At 45.5% G+C, this 19,649-nt stretch carries 15 protein-coding genes and 1 riboswitch; of the genes, 14 read left to right on the top strand and 1 reads right to left on the bottom strand.

What is annotated here, in order from left to right; genetic code table 11:
* Positions 1-32: 32 nt before the first annotated feature.
* The 14 genes from gnd to IV71_RS03740 all read left to right on the top strand — a co-directional run bounded on the left by gnd (position 33) and on the right by IV71_RS03740 (position 18,553).
* Entirely contained in the window at positions 33-941 is a 909-nt protein-coding gene (gnd, locus tag IV71_RS03805; RefSeq protein ID WP_010017759.1) for a phosphogluconate dehydrogenase (NAD(+)-dependent, decarboxylating), read from the top strand.
* 129 nt (positions 942-1,070) lie between these two features.
* Positions 1,071-2,624: a gluconokinase gene (gene gntK / locus IV71_RS03800; protein WP_010017760.1), complete on the top strand. Its 1,554-nt coding sequence runs from the start codon at positions 1,071-1,073 to the stop codon at positions 2,622-2,624.
* A gap of 31 nt (positions 2,625-2,655) precedes the next feature.
* Positions 2,656-4,038, top strand: coding sequence for a gluconate:H+ symporter (locus IV71_RS03795; RefSeq protein WP_010017761.1), 1,383 nt, complete (start codon positions 2,656-2,658; stop codon positions 4,036-4,038).
* Positions 4,039-4,186: 148 nt separating this feature from the next.
* Positions 4,187-5,806: an APC family permease gene (locus tag IV71_RS03790; RefSeq protein ID WP_056995016.1), complete on the top strand. Its 1,620-nt coding sequence runs from the start codon at positions 4,187-4,189 to the stop codon at positions 5,804-5,806.
* A 126-nt stretch (positions 5,807-5,932) separates the two neighbouring features.
* Positions 5,933-7,348, top strand: a complete 1,416-nt coding sequence (locus IV71_RS03785; RefSeq protein WP_010017763.1) for an APC family permease — start codon at positions 5,933-5,935, stop codon at positions 7,346-7,348.
* A gap of 331 nt (positions 7,349-7,679) precedes the next feature.
* The gene (alaS, locus tag IV71_RS03780; protein ID WP_010017764.1) at positions 7,680-10,361 is read left to right on the top strand and encodes an alanine--tRNA ligase; all 2,682 of its coding nucleotides are present in this window, start codon (positions 7,680-7,682) and stop codon (positions 10,359-10,361) included.
* Positions 10,362-10,503: 142 nt separating this feature from the next.
* A complete protein-coding gene (locus tag IV71_RS03775; RefSeq protein WP_010017766.1) occupies positions 10,504-10,755 on the top strand; it encodes an IreB family regulatory phosphoprotein in 252 nt (83 codons plus the stop codon).
* Positions 10,755-11,189: a Holliday junction resolvase RuvX gene (gene ruvX, locus IV71_RS03770; RefSeq protein ID WP_010017768.1), complete on the top strand. Its 435-nt coding sequence runs from the start codon at positions 10,755-10,757 to the stop codon at positions 11,187-11,189. The genes IV71_RS03775 and ruvX overlap by 1 nt, the downstream gene beginning before the upstream one ends.
* An 18-nt stretch (positions 11,190-11,207) precedes the next feature.
* Positions 11,208-11,507: a DUF1292 domain-containing protein gene (locus IV71_RS03765; RefSeq protein WP_010017769.1), complete on the top strand. Its 300-nt coding sequence runs from the start codon at positions 11,208-11,210 to the stop codon at positions 11,505-11,507.
* 99 nt (positions 11,508-11,606) lie between these two features.
* Positions 11,607-12,236 (top strand): glycoside hydrolase family 73 protein, encoded by a 630-nt coding sequence (locus IV71_RS03760; protein WP_010017771.1) that lies wholly within the window; start codon positions 11,607-11,609, stop codon positions 12,234-12,236.
* A 130-nt stretch (positions 12,237-12,366) separates the two neighbouring features.
* Positions 12,367-14,619 (top strand): DNA helicase PcrA, encoded by a 2,253-nt coding sequence (pcrA, locus tag IV71_RS03755; RefSeq protein ID WP_010017773.1) that lies wholly within the window; start codon positions 12,367-12,369, stop codon positions 14,617-14,619.
* Between the two features lie 66 nt (positions 14,620-14,685).
* Positions 14,686-16,728, top strand: coding sequence for an NAD-dependent DNA ligase LigA (ligA, locus tag IV71_RS03750; RefSeq protein WP_010017774.1), 2,043 nt, complete (start codon positions 14,686-14,688; stop codon positions 16,726-16,728).
* A gap of 30 nt (positions 16,729-16,758) precedes the next feature.
* The gene (locus IV71_RS03745; RefSeq protein WP_010017775.1) at positions 16,759-17,898 is read left to right on the top strand and encodes a CamS family sex pheromone protein; all 1,140 of its coding nucleotides are present in this window, start codon (positions 16,759-16,761) and stop codon (positions 17,896-17,898) included.
* A 112-nt stretch (positions 17,899-18,010) separates the two neighbouring features.
* Complete coding sequence (locus IV71_RS03740; RefSeq protein ID WP_010017777.1) at positions 18,011-18,553, top strand: hypothetical protein; 543 nt, start codon at positions 18,011-18,013, stop codon at positions 18,551-18,553.
* A 68-nt stretch (positions 18,554-18,621) separates the two neighbouring features.
* On the opposite strand, the gene IV71_RS03735 is transcribed toward IV71_RS03740, so the two are convergent.
* Positions 18,622-19,473, bottom strand: a complete 852-nt coding sequence (locus IV71_RS03735) for a hypothetical protein (RefSeq protein ID WP_010017779.1) — start codon at positions 19,471-19,473, stop codon at positions 18,622-18,624.
* A gap of 67 nt (positions 19,474-19,540) precedes the next feature.
* A riboswitch (SAM riboswitch) is annotated at positions 19,541-19,625 on the top strand.
* Positions 19,626-19,649: the final 24 nt, after the last annotated feature.

The following is a 19,649-nucleotide window of genomic DNA, read 5'->3' as shown; positions in this document are numbered from 1 at the left end:
AAAAAATGAAATACTAAAAAGAGGTAGTACACATGAAGTTTGCCATGATTGGTCTTGGAAAGATGGGTCTTAACTTGGTTAAGAACGCCGTTGACAATGGCCACGAAGTTGTTGCATTTGATTTGAACAAGGACTTTGTTGCAGAAGCTGATGCTTACTCAGACAAGGTTGAAGGTGTTAACTCACTCGATGAAATGTTGGCAAAGTTGCCTTCACCAAAGGTTGTTTGGGTAATGGTTCCTGCTGGAAAGCCAACCAACTCAACAATCGATACTTTGATTGAAAAGATGGACAAGGGCGACATCATCATTGATGGTGGAAACTCAAACTACAAGGACAACCTTGAACAAAACAAGCGTACGACTGCTGCTGGCATCAACTTGTTTGATGCTGGTACGTCTGGTGGTATGGCCGGTGCTCGTAACGGTGGAAACTTCATGATTGGTGGAGACAACAAGGAAGCTTGGGCCGAAATCGAACCATTGTTCAAGTCAATCGCTCAAAAGGATGGTTACTTGTACACTGGTCGTTTGGGATCAGGTCACTACTTGAAGATGGTCCACAATGGTATCGAATACGGTATGATGGAAGCCATCGCCGAAGGGTTCGAAGTGTTGGAAGCATCACAATTCGATTACGATTACGAAGCAGTTGCTAAGCTTTGGAACAACGGATCTGTTGTTCGTTCATGGTTGATGGAATTGATTGAAGAACAATTTGCTAAGGATCCTAAGTTGTCAAAGATTTCTGGCGTTATGCACTCATCTGGTGAAGGTAAGTGGACGGTTGAAGAATCACTTGACTTGGAAGTTCCAGCACCAGTTATCTACTTGTCATTGGCAATGCGCTACCGTTCATTGCAAGCTGACACGTTTACTGGAAAGGTTGTTTCAGCTTTGCGTAACGGCTTCGGTGGTCACGCAATGGACTCAGCTAAGTAAACTTTCAAAGAAACATTCTAAAAGCTCCCACTCGGGGGCTTTTTGTTTGCCGGCTAAAGTAAGCGGTAACAATGTTGGATGTTTATTCGGTATTTTGTCTTATAACTCTCATAAAAATGGAGACAGAACATGAATTATATGATTGGAATTGACCTTGGGACAACGTCGACCAAGGCCGTCTTGTTTGACGACAAGAATCAGGTTGTCGCTCAAGCAAATTACGGTTATCCGCTATATCGCGATACGACCGATATGGCAGAAGAGGATTTGGAAGAAATTTTTGTTTCCTTTACCAACGCTTTGGTAGCTGTTGTTCGTAAGGCCGAATTAAGTAAGGGCAATACCATTCAAGCGGTTTCTTTCTCTTCCGCCATGCATTCGCTGATTGCTTTTGACAAGGATTGGCAGCCATTGACGCGTGTCATCACTTGGGCCGATACGCGGGCCGTTAATTATACGGAAGAACTGAAGTCTACCGGTCTTGGGATGGAGATTTACCAGAAGACTGGAACGCCTATCCACCCAATGGCACCGTTATCAAAGCTTTTGTGGCTGAAAAACGAAAAGCCAGAAATCTTTAAGAATGCCGCCCACTACTTGGGTATTAAGGAATATCTTTTCCACCGTTTGTTTGGTACAAACAAGATGGATATTTCGATTGCTTCTGGAACCGGTCTTTTCAACATCTTTGATTTGGATTGGGATAGTCAGGCTCTTGAAGTAACTGGCATTAAGAAGGAACAGTTGCCTGAAACGGTTTCGCCTTACGAATACGAAAAGGGCATGAGCAAGGATTTGGCAGCGGTGATTGGCATGCCTGCCGATGTACCTTTCGTTTATGGAGCGGGGGATGGACCACTGTCAAACCTTGGGGTTGACGCCGTTCAACCAGGTGTGGCTGCCATCACAATCGGTACTTCCGGAGCCATTCGTGTTGTTTCGGATAAACCAGTGATTGATCCTAAGGGACGTACCTTTACCTATGCCTTGGATAAGGATCACTGGGTGGTTGGTGGACCGGTGAACAACGGTGGTGATGTCTTCCGTTGGGCCCGCGACAACCTCTTTGATGCTGAAAAGTCGACAGCCGCTCTTCTTGGACAAGACGCCTATGACCTGATGACGGAAATTGCTTCTAAGATTCCGGCTGGTTCTGATGGTTTGCTTTTCCACCCATACTTGGGTGGGGAACGTGCGCCCATTTGGGATGCCAATGCCCGTGGCTCATTCTTTGGATTGAACCACTCACATACCCGTGCCAACATGCTGCGTGCTGTTCTTGAAGGCATTACCTTTAACGTGTACATGGTGTCATTGGCTTTGGAAGAAGTGGTTGGTTCTCTGAAATCAATCCAGGCGACGGGTGGTTTTGCCCGCTCACCACTTTGGCGTCAAATGTTCGCTGATATTTTTGAGCAGCCAGTGACTGTCCCTCAAGCCTTTGAGTCTGGGGCTTTGGCTGCTGTTGTGGTCGCCCAGAAAGCACTTGGTCAAATTGATGACCTTTATGAAATTTCGAAGTACATTGGTAAGTCCAATACTTATCAGCCAGATCCAGAAAACTTTCAGGCTTACCGAGAATTGGCGCCGATCTTTATTCGACTTTCTCGTCAATTACAAACTGAGTATGACAACATTGCCGATTTCCAGCGTAAGCACGCTCGTTCGGCTGACAAGAAATAAGGGAGTAGGGGCTTTGCCCTAAAACAAAACCATGGAATTTATCATGTTAATTCTGTCCATTTTGCTTTTGTTGCTTTTAATCACCAAATTCAAATTGAACACTTTCGTATCATTGGTCATTACAGCGATTGTTTTGGCTTTACTATTGGGAATGAACCCTTCAAAGATTCCAGACGCAGTTCTTGGTAACCAAGGAATGGGAAACATTTTGGGATCAAACGCCGTCATCTTCATCTTTGGTGGCATGATTGGTCGTTTGGTTGCCGATGCCGGTGGTTCGTATCGAATCGCTAAGACGCTCATTGCTTGGTTCGGACTGAAGCGCTTGCAGTGGGCCGTGCTTCTGGCCTCCTTCATCATTGGAATTTCAATGATTTTCGGGGTGGGCATGGTGCTCTTGATTCCAATCGTGTTTGCGGTTGCCATTGAGGCTGGTGTGCCATTGCTTTACTTGGGTGTTTCCATGACGGCTGCGCTGTCATCTGCTCAAGGATTTTTGCCACCACAACCAGCCCCAACGGCGGTTGCCTCACAGTTAAACGCAAACATTGGTTTGATGCTGTTAGTTGGACTTTTCGTTTCGGTTATTACAGCCGTCGTTGCCGGTCCTGTCTTTACGAAGTTGGCGCAGAAATACGCACCCGATGCTTTTAAGTTCAAGGAACACATCGAGGCCGTTGGTGACGTAAAGGAATACGACTTGGACAAGACCCCATCATTTGGTCTTTCTGTTTTAACTTCCGTCTTCCCATTGGTCTTCATGATTATTGCAACGATTTACAAGTTGGTCGTTACCGGTGGTAAGACACCGAAAAACCCTGACGCAGTTTACCAAGTCATTGATTTCTTGGCTAATCCAGCCATCGCGATGACGATTTCGCTTGTTTTGGCCATCTTTACAATGGGTATCATGCAAAAGCGTGACATGAAGACGGTTGGAACATCATTGAATGAGGGAATGAACGCGGTTTCTGGTATTCTGTTAATTGTTGGTGGAGGAGGAGCCCTTCGTGGTGTCCTTGTTACCTCTGGTATGTCGGCTAAGATTGCCGATCTCTTCCAGTCTTCTGGTTCCATGTCACCAATTACCATTGTCCTCTTTGCTTGGGCCGTTGCCTCCTTGCTACGAATTGCTGTTGGTTCTGCAACGGTTGCTGGGATTACAGCGGTTGGTGTTGTGAACGGCATTTTGGCCGCCAATCCACATGGTGACATGCTCCTTGTTTTGGTTGCGCTTGCCATTGGTGCGGGTTCATTGATTGCTTCTCACGTCAACGATGCTGGATTCTGGATTTTCAAGGAATTCTTTGACTTAACGGTTAAGCAAACCTTCCAGATTTGGACGGTTCTGGAGACGGTTATTTCGATTACCGGCTTAATTCTAATTTTGATTTTAACGGCGGTGTTCGTTTAAAAATGAAAGCCCACCGGTTAGTTCCGGAGGGCTTTTTATTGTGAAAAGTCAAAATCAGTTTTGCAATTTTGGAAGAGTCTGGTAAAATAGTGACCATCGGATGACTGCCTATGAGTGGTCACTTTTGAAATTGAAACGAAAGGTTATTATGAAAAATAAAAAAATTGGTTTATTGCAGCTGGTTCTGCTAGGCCTTGGTTCCTTGATTGGTTCCGGTTGGCTATTTGGTTCATGGGAAGCAACCCGTGTGGCTGGACCAGCGGCGATTATTTCTTGGATTGTTGGTGCAGTTGTCATCGGAGTGATTGCCTACACGTATGTGGAGTTGGGAACGATGTTCCCTCAATCTGGGGGGATGTCGAAGTTCGCTCAGTATACACACGGTTCTTTGCTCGGTTTCATTGCCTCATGGGCTAACTGGGTGTCATTGATTACCTTGATTCCAATCGAGGCCGTTGCGGCCGTTCAATACATGGCGACTTGGCCATGGTCTTGGGCAAACTGGACGCACCATTTCTTGGAAAATAATCAAATTACCACCCCAGGTTTGCTGGTGGTATTTGGCTTTATTATCATCTTTACCTTGTTGAACTACTGGTCTGTTTCCCTTTTGACTAAGTTCACGTCATTCATTTCCTTCTTTAAGTTGGGTGTGCCATTGTTGACCATCATTATGTTGACCATTGCCTCTTTCCACCCATCAAACTATGGATCGAACATGCATGACTTTATGCCATACGGTACGGCGCCAATCTTTGCGGCAACGACCGTTTCTGGTATTATTTTCTCCTTTAACGCTTTCCAAACCATCATTAACTTTGGTTCAGAAGTGAAGGACCCTACCAAGGATATTTCACGTGGAATCGTGATTTCTTTGAGTGTTGCGGCTATTTTGTACATTTTGATTCAGTCGACTTTCATTACAGCGATTGAACCATCTGAAATCGCTAAGTACGGTTGGCACGGAATTGACTTCCAGTCACCGTTTGCCGATTTGGCCATCTTGGTCGGTTTGAACTGGTTGTCTATCTTGCTTTATACGGATGCCTTTATTTCGCCATTCGGAACCGGTGTGTCCTTTGCGGCTTCAACCGGTCGTGTTTTGGCAGCCATGGCTTCCGATAAGCACATTCCGCAATTCATTGGAAAGATTAACGAAAAGTACGGTATTCCTCGTATGGCCATGGTGACCGATGCGGTCTTGTCCATGATCATGGTTTCGCTCTTCCGTTCATGGGGAACCTTGGCGGCCGTAATTTCAACGGCGACCTTGATTGCCTACTTGACTGGACCCGTTACGGTGATGTCACTTCGTGAAATGGCACCGGAATTCACCCGGCCATTCAAGTCTAAGTCCATGAAGTGGGTAGCACCTTTGGCCTTTGTTTTGGCTTCCCTAGCCACTTACTGGGCAATGTGGCCAACAACCATTGAAGTGATTTTGATCATTATCTTGGGCTTGCCATTCTACTTCTATTACGAATGGCGTCAGGGATTTGCTTGGTCACGCTTGAAGAAGCAGCTCCAAGGATCATCATGGTTGCTCTTTTATTTGATTGCCTTGTCAATTGAATCATACATTGGGTCAACGGAATTCAACGGAATTGGTTGGATCCACTACCCATGGGACTTCTTAATGGTAGCCATTGTTGCCTTAGCATTCTATGCTTGGGGTAAGGGTTCACATTTGATTACGAAGTATTTCAAGCGCGCTAAAAAGGTGAACGATTCTGTTGACTTTGAAGAGCCTGCTGAAGAAACGAATTAATATGAGAAAGTCAGGTTTAACCTGGCTTTTTTATTTTGTTACTTTTTTCAATTATTACAATTGACAATGAGATGTTATACTGATAAGGTTGAAAAATAGTTTAATTAAAAGTAAATGAGGAAGAATATGAACGATGAAAAGCGGGGTTCCTGGTTACAAAGAGCCGATCCATCAGCCTTTGAACAATCAGATAAGCATCTCCCCAAGACGCTTGGTGTGAAAGAAATGTTGGCCATGGGGGTTGGAACCATTGTTGGGGCAACCATCTTTACCATGCCTGGAATTGTAGCGGCTAGCCACGCAGGTGCTGCTGTCACAATTTCGTTCATTTTGGCGGCCGTCGTTTCGGGGTTGACGGCTTTTGCCTATGCAGAATTTGCTTCTGTATTGCCATTCGCCGGATCTGCCTATTCCTGGATTTCGGTTGTTTTTGGTAAAGTCTTTGGCTGGGTCGCTGGTTGGGCGCTCTTGGCCGAATACTTTATTGCCGTTGCCTTCGTTGCGTCTGGTTGGTCGGCTAATATGAAGCTATTCCTTTCCTCTTTTGGTTGGGAATTGCCAAAGTCTTTGGCTAATCCATTTTCTGCTGGAAACGGGGGAGTCATTGATCTCTTCGCCCTGTTGGCCGTGCTGATTGTGGCCACCCTGTTGTTCCGTGGAACAAAGAACACAGCTAAAGTTGAAAACACCTTGGTTGTCTTGAAGGTGGGTGTCATCTTGCTCTTTATTGTTGTTGGCGCAACGGCTATCCATCCAACAAACTATGCCCACTTTATTCCAGCTCACCAACCTGGAACGACTTTTGGTGGTTGGCAGGGAATTTCTGCGGCCGCTTCACAAATTTTCTTAGCATACATTGGCTTTGATTCCATTGCAGCGAATTCAGCGGAAGCTAAGAACCCCCAAAAGACGATGCCGCGTGGTATTATTGGTTCCTTAATCGTGGCGACTGCTCTTTTTGTTGCCGTCGCACTGGTTTTGGTTGGTATGTTCCACTATAGCAAGTATGCCAACAATGCAGCGCCAGCTGCTTGGGCTCTGTTAGAAGCTGGTCACCCCATGGTTTCCCACCTGCTTTCTGTCGTGGCCTTAGCTGGTATGTTTACTGGTTTGATTGGAATGATGTTGGCTGGTTCACGTTTGCTCTATGCCTTTGGCCGTGACGGCCTATTACCAGGTTTCCTTGGCAAGGTTTCGACAAAGGGACAGCCAAACAATGCTTTGATTGCTCTTTCTGTCATTGCCATTCTGGTTGGTTCAATCTTTTCCTTTACTGAATTGGCCGGTTTGATTTCTGCTGGAACGCTGATTGCCTTTATTATGGTTTCACTCGGTATCTACTCACTACGCAAGCGTGAAGGCGTCGATTTGCCTGAACCCTCATTTAAGATGCCACTTTACCCAGTTCTGCCTGCTTTAGCAGCGCTGGGAGCTGGATACATCTTCTATACCCTTGACCACCAAGCTCAGATTTATTCTGTTGGGTGGTTTGTTCTTGGATTGATTGTCTATGCCGTTTATGGCGCTAAGCATTCAAAGTAACTTTTGGACACAGTGCTTGCTGAACTAGAAAAGTCGTCGTTACCGGCGACTTTTTTTATTGCGATAGAAACCGAAAGTAGCAGCACTATGGTATACTATAGGTAGCATTTGGATATGCAGTTCAATGAACTTTTTCTAGCGAGGCTCCGGGTGGTGGAAGGGGCTAAGGGTTCTTGTTCTGTGCTCCCAAAGGATTTGCCATTTTGGCCGCTTTCCTGGCGTTACAAGGTTTGAGGTAAGACTTTTTCAGTCATTACAAACAGCGGTGGTACCACGGTCACGCGTCCGCTCTTTGTGATGGCTTTTTCTGTTAGATAAAAGGAGTTGTTGTATGAAAGAATTATCATCAGCAGAAATCCGGCAAATGTTTTTGGATTTCTTTGCGTCAAAGGATCACTTGGTGGTCCCCTCAAAGTCATTGATCCCGGAAAATGATCCCTCCCTTTTGTGGATCAATTCTGGTGTGGCGACTTTAAAAAAATACTTTGATGGTTCCGTTGTGCCACCAAAGCCACGGTTGACCAACGCCCAAAAGGCCATTCGAACCAATGACATTGAAAACGTTGGTAAGACAGCCCGCCATCACACGCTCTTTGAGATGATGGGAAACTTCTCAATTGGTGATTATTTCAAGGAAGAAGTGATTCCTTGGGCGTGGGAGTTGCTGACTTCACCTGAATGGTACGGCTTGGATAAGGAAAAGTTGTACGTGACGGTTTATCCCAAGGATCAGGAATCAAAGAAGATTTGGGAAGAAAAGACGGACTTGCCAGACGGTCATATTTACGAAGTGGAAGATAACTTTTGGGACATTGGAGAAGGCCCTTCAGGACCCGATTCTGAAATCTTTTACGACCGAGGAGAAGCCTTTGCGGACTTGCCTGCTGATGATCCGGAAATGTATCCTGGTGGTGAAAACGAACGTTACTTGGAAATTTGGAACATTGTTTTCTCACAGTTCAACCACTTGCCTGGTTTGACAGACAACAGTACCTATCCAGAATTGCCCCATAAAAACATTGATACGGGGATGGGATTGGAACGATTGGTTTCTGTTTTCCAGAATGGTCGCACGAATTTTGACACTGATCTTTTCTTGCCTATTATTCATGCAATTGAACCGTTGACGGATGGCAAAGTCTATGATGAAACGAAGGATACGGAAGATAACGTTTCCTTCAAGGTGATTGCTGACCACATCCGGGCCGTTGCCTTTGCGATTTCTGATGGTGCCAAGCCTTCAAATGAAGGCCGTGGTTACGTTATTCGTCGACTCCTGCGTCGGGCCGTTTTGCACGGGCAAAAGTTAGGAATTCAAGGCAACTTCTTGGCTAAAATCGTTCCTGCCATGGTGGGGACACTTGATTCTTATTATCCTGAATTGAAGGAAAAAGAAGGATTGATTGAATCCATCATGACGGCCGAGGAAAAGCGCTTTAACAAGACGCTGAAGTCTGGTCTGACCATGTTTGATCAGTTTGTTGCCGAGGCTAAGAAGGCGGGGAAGAACGAGATTTCTGGGCAAGACGCCTTTAAGTTGTCTGACACCTATGGCTTTCCTGTTGAATTAACGGCTGAACAAGCTAGTGAAGTTGGCATGAAAGTGGACATGGCAGGGTTCGAAAAGGCCCTTCAAGAGCAGAAGGATCGGGCGCGAGCAGCGCGTGGTAAAGAACATGCAATGGGTGTTCAAAACGCTGCCTTAACCGACTTAACCGTGTCCTCACAGTACGTTGGTTGGTCGGAAACAGCGGTTGATGACGCTAAGGTTGTCGCCATCATTGCTCATGATGCGTCCGGCGTGGCTGTTGACACCGATAGTGCCAAGGCAGGACAGACGGCCTGGTTGGTCTTTGATAAGACGCCTTTCTACGCTGAAATGGGTGGTCAAGTGGCTGACTTTGGAACGGTTAAGGATGAAAACGATGATGTGGTTGCTGAAGTTCGTGATGTTCAAGCCGGACCAAACGGCCAAAACATTCACGAAGTAGACTTGGTTGACGATGTTCAGGTTGGTCAAGTTGTCAACTTGGCGGTGGACATGGAACGTCATCACGCCGTTTCATTGAACCATACGGCCACTCACTTACTTGACCAAGCCTTGCGCAACGTCATTGGTGGGGATGTGCACCAGGCTGGTTCCTTGGTGGAGCCAGAGTACTTGCGTTTTGACTTTAACCATGAGGGACCTGTTGACCAGGCCACGCTCAACCGGATTCAGGATGAAGTGAATTTGCAAATTCAAAAGAACTTGCCAATCACTTGGAAGGAAATGTCCATCGATGAAGCCAAGAAGCTTGGCGCTGTTGCCGTCTTTGACGACAAGTACGGCGACACCGTTCGAATCGTTTCCATCGGCGACTACAACCAGGAGTTTGACGGGGGAACGCACGCTCAGTCAACGGCTGAACTCAATCTGTTCAAGATTAGCTCTGAATCAGGTGTTGCCGCTGGGATTCGACGGATTGAAGCTAAGACTTCTTTGCCGGCTTTGACCGATTACCAGGCCGAAGAGCAAACGTTGCAAAGCATTGCCAAGAACTTGAAGGTGCCAAGCTTGCTGGCAGTGTCGGACCGTGTGGCTGATTTGGCGACGGAATTGAAGGGAACTAAGAACCAGATGGCCACTCTGCAAGGCCAGTTAGCATCCATGCAGGCTTCCGAACTATGGCAAAATCCAGAAGATATTAATGGTTTGTCAGTGGTGGCCGCAAAGGTAACGGTGGAAAACGCTGGTGGACTGCGTCAAATGGCCGATGCTTGGCGTGATAAGGGTGCGTCGAACGTGCTGATTTTGGCTGCTGCCATTGGCGAAAAAGTCAATTTGCTCGTTGCGGCTGATAAGGATGCAAACGCTGCCGGCGTGAAGGCCGGTGATATTGTGAAAGCCATCGCACCAGTTGTTGGTGGTGGCGGTGGTGGCCGTCCGGACCTCGCCCAAGCTGGTGGAAAGGACCAAGCCCAGATTCCAGCTGCTTTGCAAAAGGCCAAGGATTTACTTGGTAATTTGTAAAACTTAGGATCCAAACAGAACCGTATCCTGCGTGACCAGATGGTTCAAATTTTTAGCATCTTTGTTTATTTTGTGAATGAAATCGTGTTAAACTAGAAGCAGAATTAGTTATTAAAATTTATTAAAGAAAGGAGCGTGTGCGATGAGCGTAAGTGATAAAACGGCCATTTTTGACTTTGGCCAACAGGCGCCGAAGAATATCCAAGAAACGATGGAATTGGTTTACGCAGCTCTGGAAGAAAAGGGCTACAATCCAATCAATCAAATTGTTGGTTATTTGATGTCTGGTGATCCAGCCTACATTCCCCGTTTGCATGATGCCCGTAACTTAATTAAACGTCACGAACGTGATGAAATTATTGAGGAACTCGTGCACGCCTATTTGAAAAAATAATGCGGATATTAGGATTAGATGTAGGTTCCAAAACAGTTGGTGTGGCGGTTTCTGATCCCATGGGCTGGACGGCACAGGGAGTCGAAATCATCCGTATTAACGAGGATGAACAGGTTTTTGGTCTTGATCGTCTTGGTGAAATCATCAAGGAGACCGATGCTAAAGCCGTTGTGTTAGGTCTTCCAAAGAACATGAACAATACGGAGGGACCGCGTGCAGAAGCATCGCGGGCCTATGCCGAGATGGTAGAAGAGCGCTTTGATTTACCAACTGACTTTCAAGATGAGCGGTTAACGACGGTTCAGGCCGAGCGGATGCTGATTGAAGAAGCCGATGTTTCACGTAAGAAGCGTAAAAAGGTTATCGATAAAATTGCAGCGGAATTTATTCTGCAAAATTATCTTGATGCCAATGGTAAATTAACAAAGTTATAAAGTAATAAAGGACAGTGTATGGTTAAACAAAACCCTGAAATTGATAAGATTACTCTAGTGGATGATAACGGTGACGAAGCCTTGTATGAAGTGCTTTTCACTTTCCATTCTGAAGAATACGATAAGTCTTACATCTTACTCGTACCCGATGGTGTTGAGGAAGACGAACAAGTTGACGTTCAGGCTTACATCTTTAACCCAGAAGAGAACGGGGACGAAAAAGATGGCAACCTCTTGCCAATTGAAGATGAGGCCGAATGGGCCATGGTCGAAGAAGTGTTAAACACTTTCTTGGATGATGATTCAAACTTTGAATAAAATCTGATTAAAAGGTACCCTTGCGGGTGCTTTTTTTATCTCTACATAAGTAAAAAAGCGGTATACTTTATTTTTAGAAATAAACGAAAGGAGTGTCAGATGGCGAAAAGGAAACGGCACGTTTGGCTAAAGTTACCGAAAAATAAAAAAGCAAGACGACGTTACTATTTCGTCATCACTTTTTTCCTCTTTCTATCGGTTGCTGCTGCCTGCATGACGCCACAATTTTTGGCAAATCGTCAGGAAGCGCGTTTGGAAGACCAGCGATCGCAACAGTTGAAAAATTGGGCACCCTATGCGCAACAATTACAAAAACAGTATGGGATTTTTTCGTCGATTTCACTTGCTCAAGCAGCCTTGGAGTCTGATTTCGGGCAATCGGAACTAGCCGTAAAAGCCCACAACCTATACGGTGTTAAGGCTTCATCTGGACAATCGTCTGTGACCATGCCGACTAAGGAATATCAAGATGGTTCCTGGGTGACGGTCGACGCCTCCTTTGTTGCTTATCCTTCTTGGCAAGCCTCGATGTTAGCTCATGCGCAGCTCCTAAGGCAGGGAACGTCATGGAACAAGGGGCAATACGCACATGTTCTGGCTGCCAAAAGTTATCAAGCAGCTGCACAAGGTCTCGTAACTGATGGTTACGCGACCGATCCTGACTATGCTGTCAAGCTAGTGCAGGTGATTGAAAAATATCATTTACAGCGCTTTGACTTAGTGAATTAGAGTGAAAAAGTCCGTTTATTTAGGGCTTTTTTTACTGTTTTGACTGGGTAAAAGTCCCGTGATCCTCCGGGTGAAAAAAGCGCTTCTATGCTAAAATAATGGAAGAAGAAAATGACTTTAGGATGGCAAAATGACTGTTGAAGAATTAACCAAGGGGATGAACGATAAGCAAGCGGAGGCGGTTGAAACAACCGAAGGGCCGCTCTTGATTATGGCAGGTGCTGGCTCTGGAAAGACTCGGGTGTTGACCCACCGAGTGGCCCACCTAATTGAAGACTTAGATGTCCGGCCTTGGCGGATTTTGGCGATTACCTTTACCAACAAAGCTGCCCGTGAGATGCGGGAACGGATTGCCAAATTAGTTGATCCGGAGCAAGCCCAGGCCGTCTGGGTATCGACTTTTCACGCTTTGGCTGTCCGCATTTTACGTCGAGATGGCGAGCAGATTGGTTTAGGCAAGAACTTTACGATATTGGATTCGTCTGCCCAAAAGACTTTGGTTAAGCGAGTGGTGAACGAGTTGAATTTGGATTCCAACCAGTATGATCCACGAACGATTTTGGGAACAATTTCAAACGCTAAAAACGAACTGTTGACGCCAAAGGATTATGCTGAACAAGCCGGTAACTATTATGAGGAACGGGTCGCAGAAGTGTACCGGGCCTATCAAAAGGCGTTGCGTCAGGCTCAGTCGGTTGACTTTGATGACCTGATTATGATGACAATCGAGCTTTTTGAAAAGGTTCCGGAAGTTTTGCACCGTTACCAAGATCAATTCCGCTATCTACACGTCGATGAGTATCAGGATACCAATGATGCTCAGTACAAGATTGTGAACATGCTGGCGCAAGGGTCCAAGAATTTGGCCGTTGTTGGTGATGCCGATCAGTCAATTTATGGTTGGCGAGGGGCCAACATGCAGAATATCTTGAACTTCGAAAAAGACTGGCCAGATGCTAAGTCCGTTTTCTTGGAACAAAATTACCGGTCTACCCAAAACATTCTTGATGCGGCCAACGATGTTATTAACAACAATAACGAACGTGTTCCAAAAAAGCTGTGGACGGAAAATGGTAAGGGTGAAAAAATCACTTACTACCGTGCCCAATCCGCTCAAGATGAAGCCTACTACGTCTTGGGGAAAATTCAAAAGGGGCAAAGAGAACAAAAACGATCACTTTCGGACTTTGCAATTCTTTACCGAACCAATGCGCAGTCGCGTGCGATGGAAGAAGCGCTGGTGAAGGCGAACATTCCCTACACCATCGTTGGCGGGCATAAGTTTTACGATCGTAAAGAAATTTTAGATATCATGGCCTACCTTTCCTTGGTCGCCAACCCAGCTGATAACGCCGCCCTCGAGCGAATCATTAACGTTCCAAAGCGGGCCATCGGGCAGACCACCATTGACCGCTTGTTTGGTTTTGCTGATTCTATTAGCCTACCGATGTTAGCAGCCATTGATCAGATTGAAATGGCCGCTGATATTCGACCAGCCGCCGCTTCAAAGTTACTTGCGTTTGCGGAAATGATTCATAACTTCCGTCAGCAGGCGGAGTTTTTGGATGTTTCCGAGTTGACTGATCTTATTTTAGATCAATCAGGCTACCGGAAAGAGTTACAAAAAAAGGCGGATCCAGAATCGCAGTCACGTCTTGAAAACCTGGATGAATTTATTTCGGTAACCAAAGAATTCGAAGCGAAATACGATGCCAGTGCTGAGGATGCTGTTGACCCGTTGACCGACTTTTTGGGTTCAACCGCTCTAATGGCTGAGCTGGATAATGTAGAGGAAGATTCGGGTCAGGTGACTTTGATGACGCTGCACGCGGCAAAGGGACTGGAATTCCCAGTTGTCTTCTTGATTGGTTTAGAGGAAGGCCTCTTTCCATTGGGACGAGCTGCCCAGGATGAGGACTTGTTGGAAGAAGAACGCCGTTTGGCATACGTGGGGATTACGCGTGCTGAGCAGAAGCTCTATTTGACAAATGCCTTCTCACGATTGCTTTACGGAAAGACGCAGTCCAACCAGCCATCCCGTTTTATTGATGAGATTTCCGATGATTTGATTGAAAAGGCTTATCCAGCTGGTTCTTCGGCTACTCAACCTGGTTTGTCCTCTAAATTCTTACGAGCAACGGCAACGACCTATCAGGGACGTCCTGTTCAGGCTTCCGCTGTCCAAAAGAAAGAAGCCGACACGACTGGTGCTGAAGGTGTTTCTTGGCAGGCTGGTGATAAGGTTCAGCATAAAAAGTGGGGCATTGGGACGGTCGTTTCCGTGACGGGTTCTGCTGATGATCAAGAATTAAAAGTTGCCTTTCCAGAAGACGGAATTAAGCAATTATTGGCTGCTTTTGCACCAATTACGAAGGTCAATTAACTTCAAAAGTCAGGCAGTCTAATGTCTGACGTACATAGATTTTTAAGATGAGAAAGGAAAGTTTTCATGGTTGAAAAGAACACGGCAATTAAGGATTTGACCACCGAACAGGCCAAAGAAGAAATTCAAACCTTGCAGGATCGCTTGACCGATTATGGGATTGCATACTATGAAAAGGACGCCCCCCTGGTCGAAGATCATGTTTACGATGAACAATATGCTCGTTTACAGGCACTGGAGCAGGCTTTCCCTCAATTTATTAGCCAGGATTCGCCCACCCAAAACGTTGGTGGTGCTGAAACTAAATCCGGCCTGCCGAAGGTACAGCACCCAATTCCCATGTTATCGTTGGGCGACGTTTTTTCACTTGATGAGTTACAAGAGTGGGAGGACCGAACAAAAAAGTCTTTGGGCTTTCAGCCAAAGTACAACCTTGAACTAAAAATTGATGGGTTGGCGATTAACTTAAAATACGAACAAGGAAAGTTAGTACAGGCCTCGACTCGTGGAAATGGCCTAGTTGGCGAAGACGTGACGGCCAACGTGATGACAATCGGGGATGTGCCTAAGACGTTGAAGGAAGCGGTTACGGTTGAGGTGCGTGGTGAGATTTACATGCCGAAGGCTTCATTTGTTCAGTTGAATGAAGAACGAGAAGCAGAGGGACAGGAACCCTTTGCCAATCCTCGGAATGCCGCTGCCGGTTCGCTTCGCCAATTAGATGCGAACGTCACGAAAAAGCGAAACCTTTCGGCGTTTATGTATTACACGGCCGAACCAGATCAGGTGGGCGCAGAGACGCAGGCGGGGCTGCTGGAGCGTTTTCGGGCGCTTGGCTTGCCAACTAATCCTGATAATCGCGTGATTGATAAAATGGCTGAGATTGCCCCTTATTTGAAGGAATATACTGAAAAGCGAGATGAATTACCCTATGGAATCGATGGGGTGGTTGTGAAAGTCAATGACTTTGATTCACAGGTTGATCTTGGTAACACCGTTAAGATTCCGCGCTGGGCCATTGCGTACAAATTCCCGCCGGAAGAAGCAGAAACGGTCGTTCGTGATATTGAATGGACCGTTGGCCGCACTGGAGCCGTAACGCCTACAGCAGTCATGGATCCAGTTTTGCTTGCTGGTACGACCGTTCAGCGCGCTTCACTGCATAATCCTGATTATCTGGAGATGAAGGATGTTCGGATTGGCGATACGGTCACCTTGCACAAGGCTGGCGATATCATTCCTGAAATTGGTCAGGTTGTGCTAGCAAAACGGCCGACCTCTGCCGTACCCTACCAAATCCCAACGACTTGTCCAGCTTGTGGCGCCGAACTAGTTCACGTCGAAGGAGAGGTTGTGTTGCGTTGTATGAACCCTGCCTGTCCAGCACAAATTCAGGAAGGGTTGACGCATTTTGCTTCTCGTAACGCCATGAACATTGATGGCTTGGGGCCCCAAATTGTTTCACAGTTATTGAGCCGTGAATTGGTTAAGGATGTGGCCTCCATTTATTCACTAACAAAATCACAGTTGCTGACTTTGGATAAGTTTAAAGAAAAGTCGGCGGATAATCTGATTGCAGCCATCAACGCTTCTAAGGATAATTCTGCCGAACGTCTCCTCTTTGGACTGGGTGTCCGTTTAGTTGGCGCAAAGGCTGCAAAAACCATTCTTCAGACTTTTGGGGACCTTGGGCGAGTGGCGAAAGCGACCGAAGAAGAGATTGTTGCCATTGACGGTATTGGCCAGGCCATCGCCGATTCATTGGTGAAATACTTCAAGGAACCGCAAGCACAAGCCCTGTTAGCGGAGCTTGCCCAGGCGGGGGTTAACCTGATGTATCAGTCTGATCAAGGAACCGTTGACGAAAATTCATTTTTCTATGGTAAAAAGATTGTTTTGACTGGTAAACTAGAAGTAAGCTCTCGAAGTGAGATTGCCGCTTGGCTAGAAGCCCACGGCGCTTCCGTGACTGGTTCGGTTTCCAAAAAAACCGATTTGGTTATTGCGGGGGCGGATGCTGGTTCGAATCTTGAAAAGGCTGAAACCCTTGGAATTACGGTATGGAATGAACAGGACTTCTTATCAGCCCAACAGAATGAGCAGGCCTAATTTGCCTGTTTTTAAACAAAGGAATTATTCATGTTAAAACGAATTAAATTACGGACTTGGTTGCTAATCGGCGCTGCCTTACTCATTATTTTGGGTGCTTTCTTTTTCTTTGTGAACCTTTCTTCGCAGGCACCTTCTGTTAGCAAATCGAAGGGTGTCCAATTAACTCAAAATTCGGCTGGTCAGTATCAGACGGTGATTAAGGATGGTCATTATTTGACATCGGCAGCCCGTGGGATTACTGCGACTTCCCAGGGAAACGCCGTTGACGTAAAGGACTTTGAGTCCGGCTTACTAAACCTTGCTAAGTCCCATTTTAAGACGGGAAGGTATATTTTCCAGGAAGGACAATATCTATCATCCGATACGGTTAATAGTTTATTAGCCCGTCAAACGGATTCCGATTCAACGGGCCTTAACCCCAAGGACAATGGTAAGACCGACTCCTCTCGTAATCCAATTTACGTCCAGAGTTTGACTGAACAGGACTTTATGACCAAGGAGGGTTCTGACTTGAAGTTGGCCGGTATGGTTGTTGGTGTGGCGATGAACACGCAGGATACCTACCAGAAGGAACAGTATGGTGCCAATTACTTCCAAACAATTTCGGATGCTGACCGCATTGCTTACGGTAAGAAGATCGCACCAAAGCTAATTAAAAAGATTCGTGAACAAAACGGTGTCGACAAGAATATTCCGATTGTGATTGCCATGTATGCGAATGCTTCGGAAGATTCGCTCGGATCGGGAGCCTTTTACTCAGAGGCTACCTCTAAAACTGGAACTGATTTATCTTCTTGGTCTGATATTGATGATAAAACCGTTGTCTTTCCAAAGGAATCATCGGATTCATCATCGATTGGTTCCGACGAAAACACCGGCTTTACCAATTTTAAAAATGATATTGCCAATTTCTTCCCAAACATTGCAGGAGCAACTGCCGTTGGTCACTTTACCAATTCGAAGTTAACGTCAATGAACGTTACGGTGACCACTCAGTTCTACTCCCAAACTGAGATTCAAGCCTTTGCCAACTACGTGGCATCGGCTGCTGTGAAGTTCTTACCATCATCGGCACCCGTTCAAATTACCATTAAAACGGCGAATGAAACACAAGCGATTTTGGTACGAAAGTCCGATGAAAAGGCCTATACGGTTACACTTCTTTAATTATTTTGTGTGAGGACTCCGATTAATCGGAGTCCTTTTTTAGTGTCGACTAACTTACTGTTGACTCTTTTGTTATCGAAATTGTCGAATATTGTTACAGAAGAATAATTCGATGGTAACCAAACAAGAGGATTCCCCCTTTATACTGGAACAGTATTCAAAATTAAGGAAGTTCTGCGGTTGCTTTACCTTTGCTAATACTATTGGCAAACTGGAACAGTATTCAAAATTAAGGAAGTTCTGCGGAATTTTAGTGTTAAATATGATAAACAAAATCAAAGAAGAACAACAAAAGGCAAAAATAATCATTGATGATAAGCTGTCACAGGCATTTGAAACGCTGAATGAATCAACTGCATTATACGAAACACGTTTGTTCGTCAAAAGAATAATTGAAGCCGAAGCAATCCATTTAAAGAAAGTCATTGACCAGGATAAAACGGTGGATGATGTTCACTTTGATCTAGCCGACTCGACTTTTGATGATAAGGTGGAAGAGATGCTGGACCTCCTATCACCGCAACGGAGAGAAGAAAATCAATTACCACTTGAAGAGGTACTTGAGTTTGATTCAGTCATCGAGGAGAAGGGCATTTTAGCAAAAAAATTTCATATTATTTCGACCTCTTTAGCTGATTTTTTTAAAGGAAAATAAGGGGGAGCCACTGTTTTTTGTTAATTAAAAAGAATCGGACGATGAAATCCGATTCTTTTTGCTTGTTTTTAAAGAAATAAAACAGTTAATAACAAGCCACATAGCGCGACAAGTGGTTGATAGCGGTAGGTTTGTGGTCGCATGCAGGAGAAAATAAAGGTTGCAAGGACTAAAATGGTTGTTGCTACGGCAGGAAGTCCAAATCCTGTGGTGTAGAAGGCGTGGATGAGCAGCGCAGACCCAGTGAAGAGTGAGAGCAACCGTCCTTTGGCTTTTGGTAAGAAAAGCGGTGTGAAGTAAAAGAGTGAACCATAGAAGAGGTGCCAAGAGTTCTTTAAAAAGTCCTGATCAACGTAGTTATAAGCTAAAAATGTGATACAAACCGGGACTGCAAAAGTTATTAAAGCGCTCAGCGCGGTGATTCCAATTACATTTTGTAATTGAACACTTGGGAAGGGCAGCAGCGTTAGAACCAGTAAAAACAGCAGTAATAGCAACATCACTTCAAAACGGGTTCGTAATGATGAAGAAAAAAGCACAAGGAGTGAAGCAATGAGCGAAACGTAAAAATGCCACGTTGGTCGTTGAAAGCGATTAGCCACTAGGAAGGCTAAGGCAAGCGAGGTAAAAAGAGAATAGGCAAGCAAAGGCCAGGCCTGCTCAAAAGAGAAAATATTGGCTAAGCGCCCCGTTAAGAGCGGTTTTAACCACCAGATAGCCACCAGAAGAACAGTGAAACCGGGAACCGTGTATGGATAAACAGCTGGTAACGAAGCGTTCACCCTACTGGTTCCCGTGTTTCCTGTATCTGGAACACTTCCTTTCTTACTTCGCTTGAAAAAGTCGTGCCCCGTTTCCGTTGGCTTTTTTAAAAGGGCATCGAGCGCCATTTTTTCTTTATCTGAATATTCGTCTGACATACTTTTTCTCCGTTAACATCCTTGTTCTTTTTTATTTTATCATGTACAATAACAATTATAAATTTCAAAACTATCAAGAGCAGGGAAGTGATACAGCACGATGAACCTGCACCAACCGGCAGTTGCACGGTGGTAATTCTGTAAGATAGGCAAGGTCATGGCGTCCAAAGACTTGC

This window comes from Fructobacillus fructosus KCTC 3544, assembly GCF_001438695.1.
Taxonomy (GTDB): domain Bacteria; phylum Bacillota; class Bacilli; order Lactobacillales; family Lactobacillaceae; genus Fructobacillus; species Fructobacillus fructosus.
Note: the sequence above shows the minus strand (reverse complement) of the source record. Positions and strands in the feature narration are given on the sequence as shown.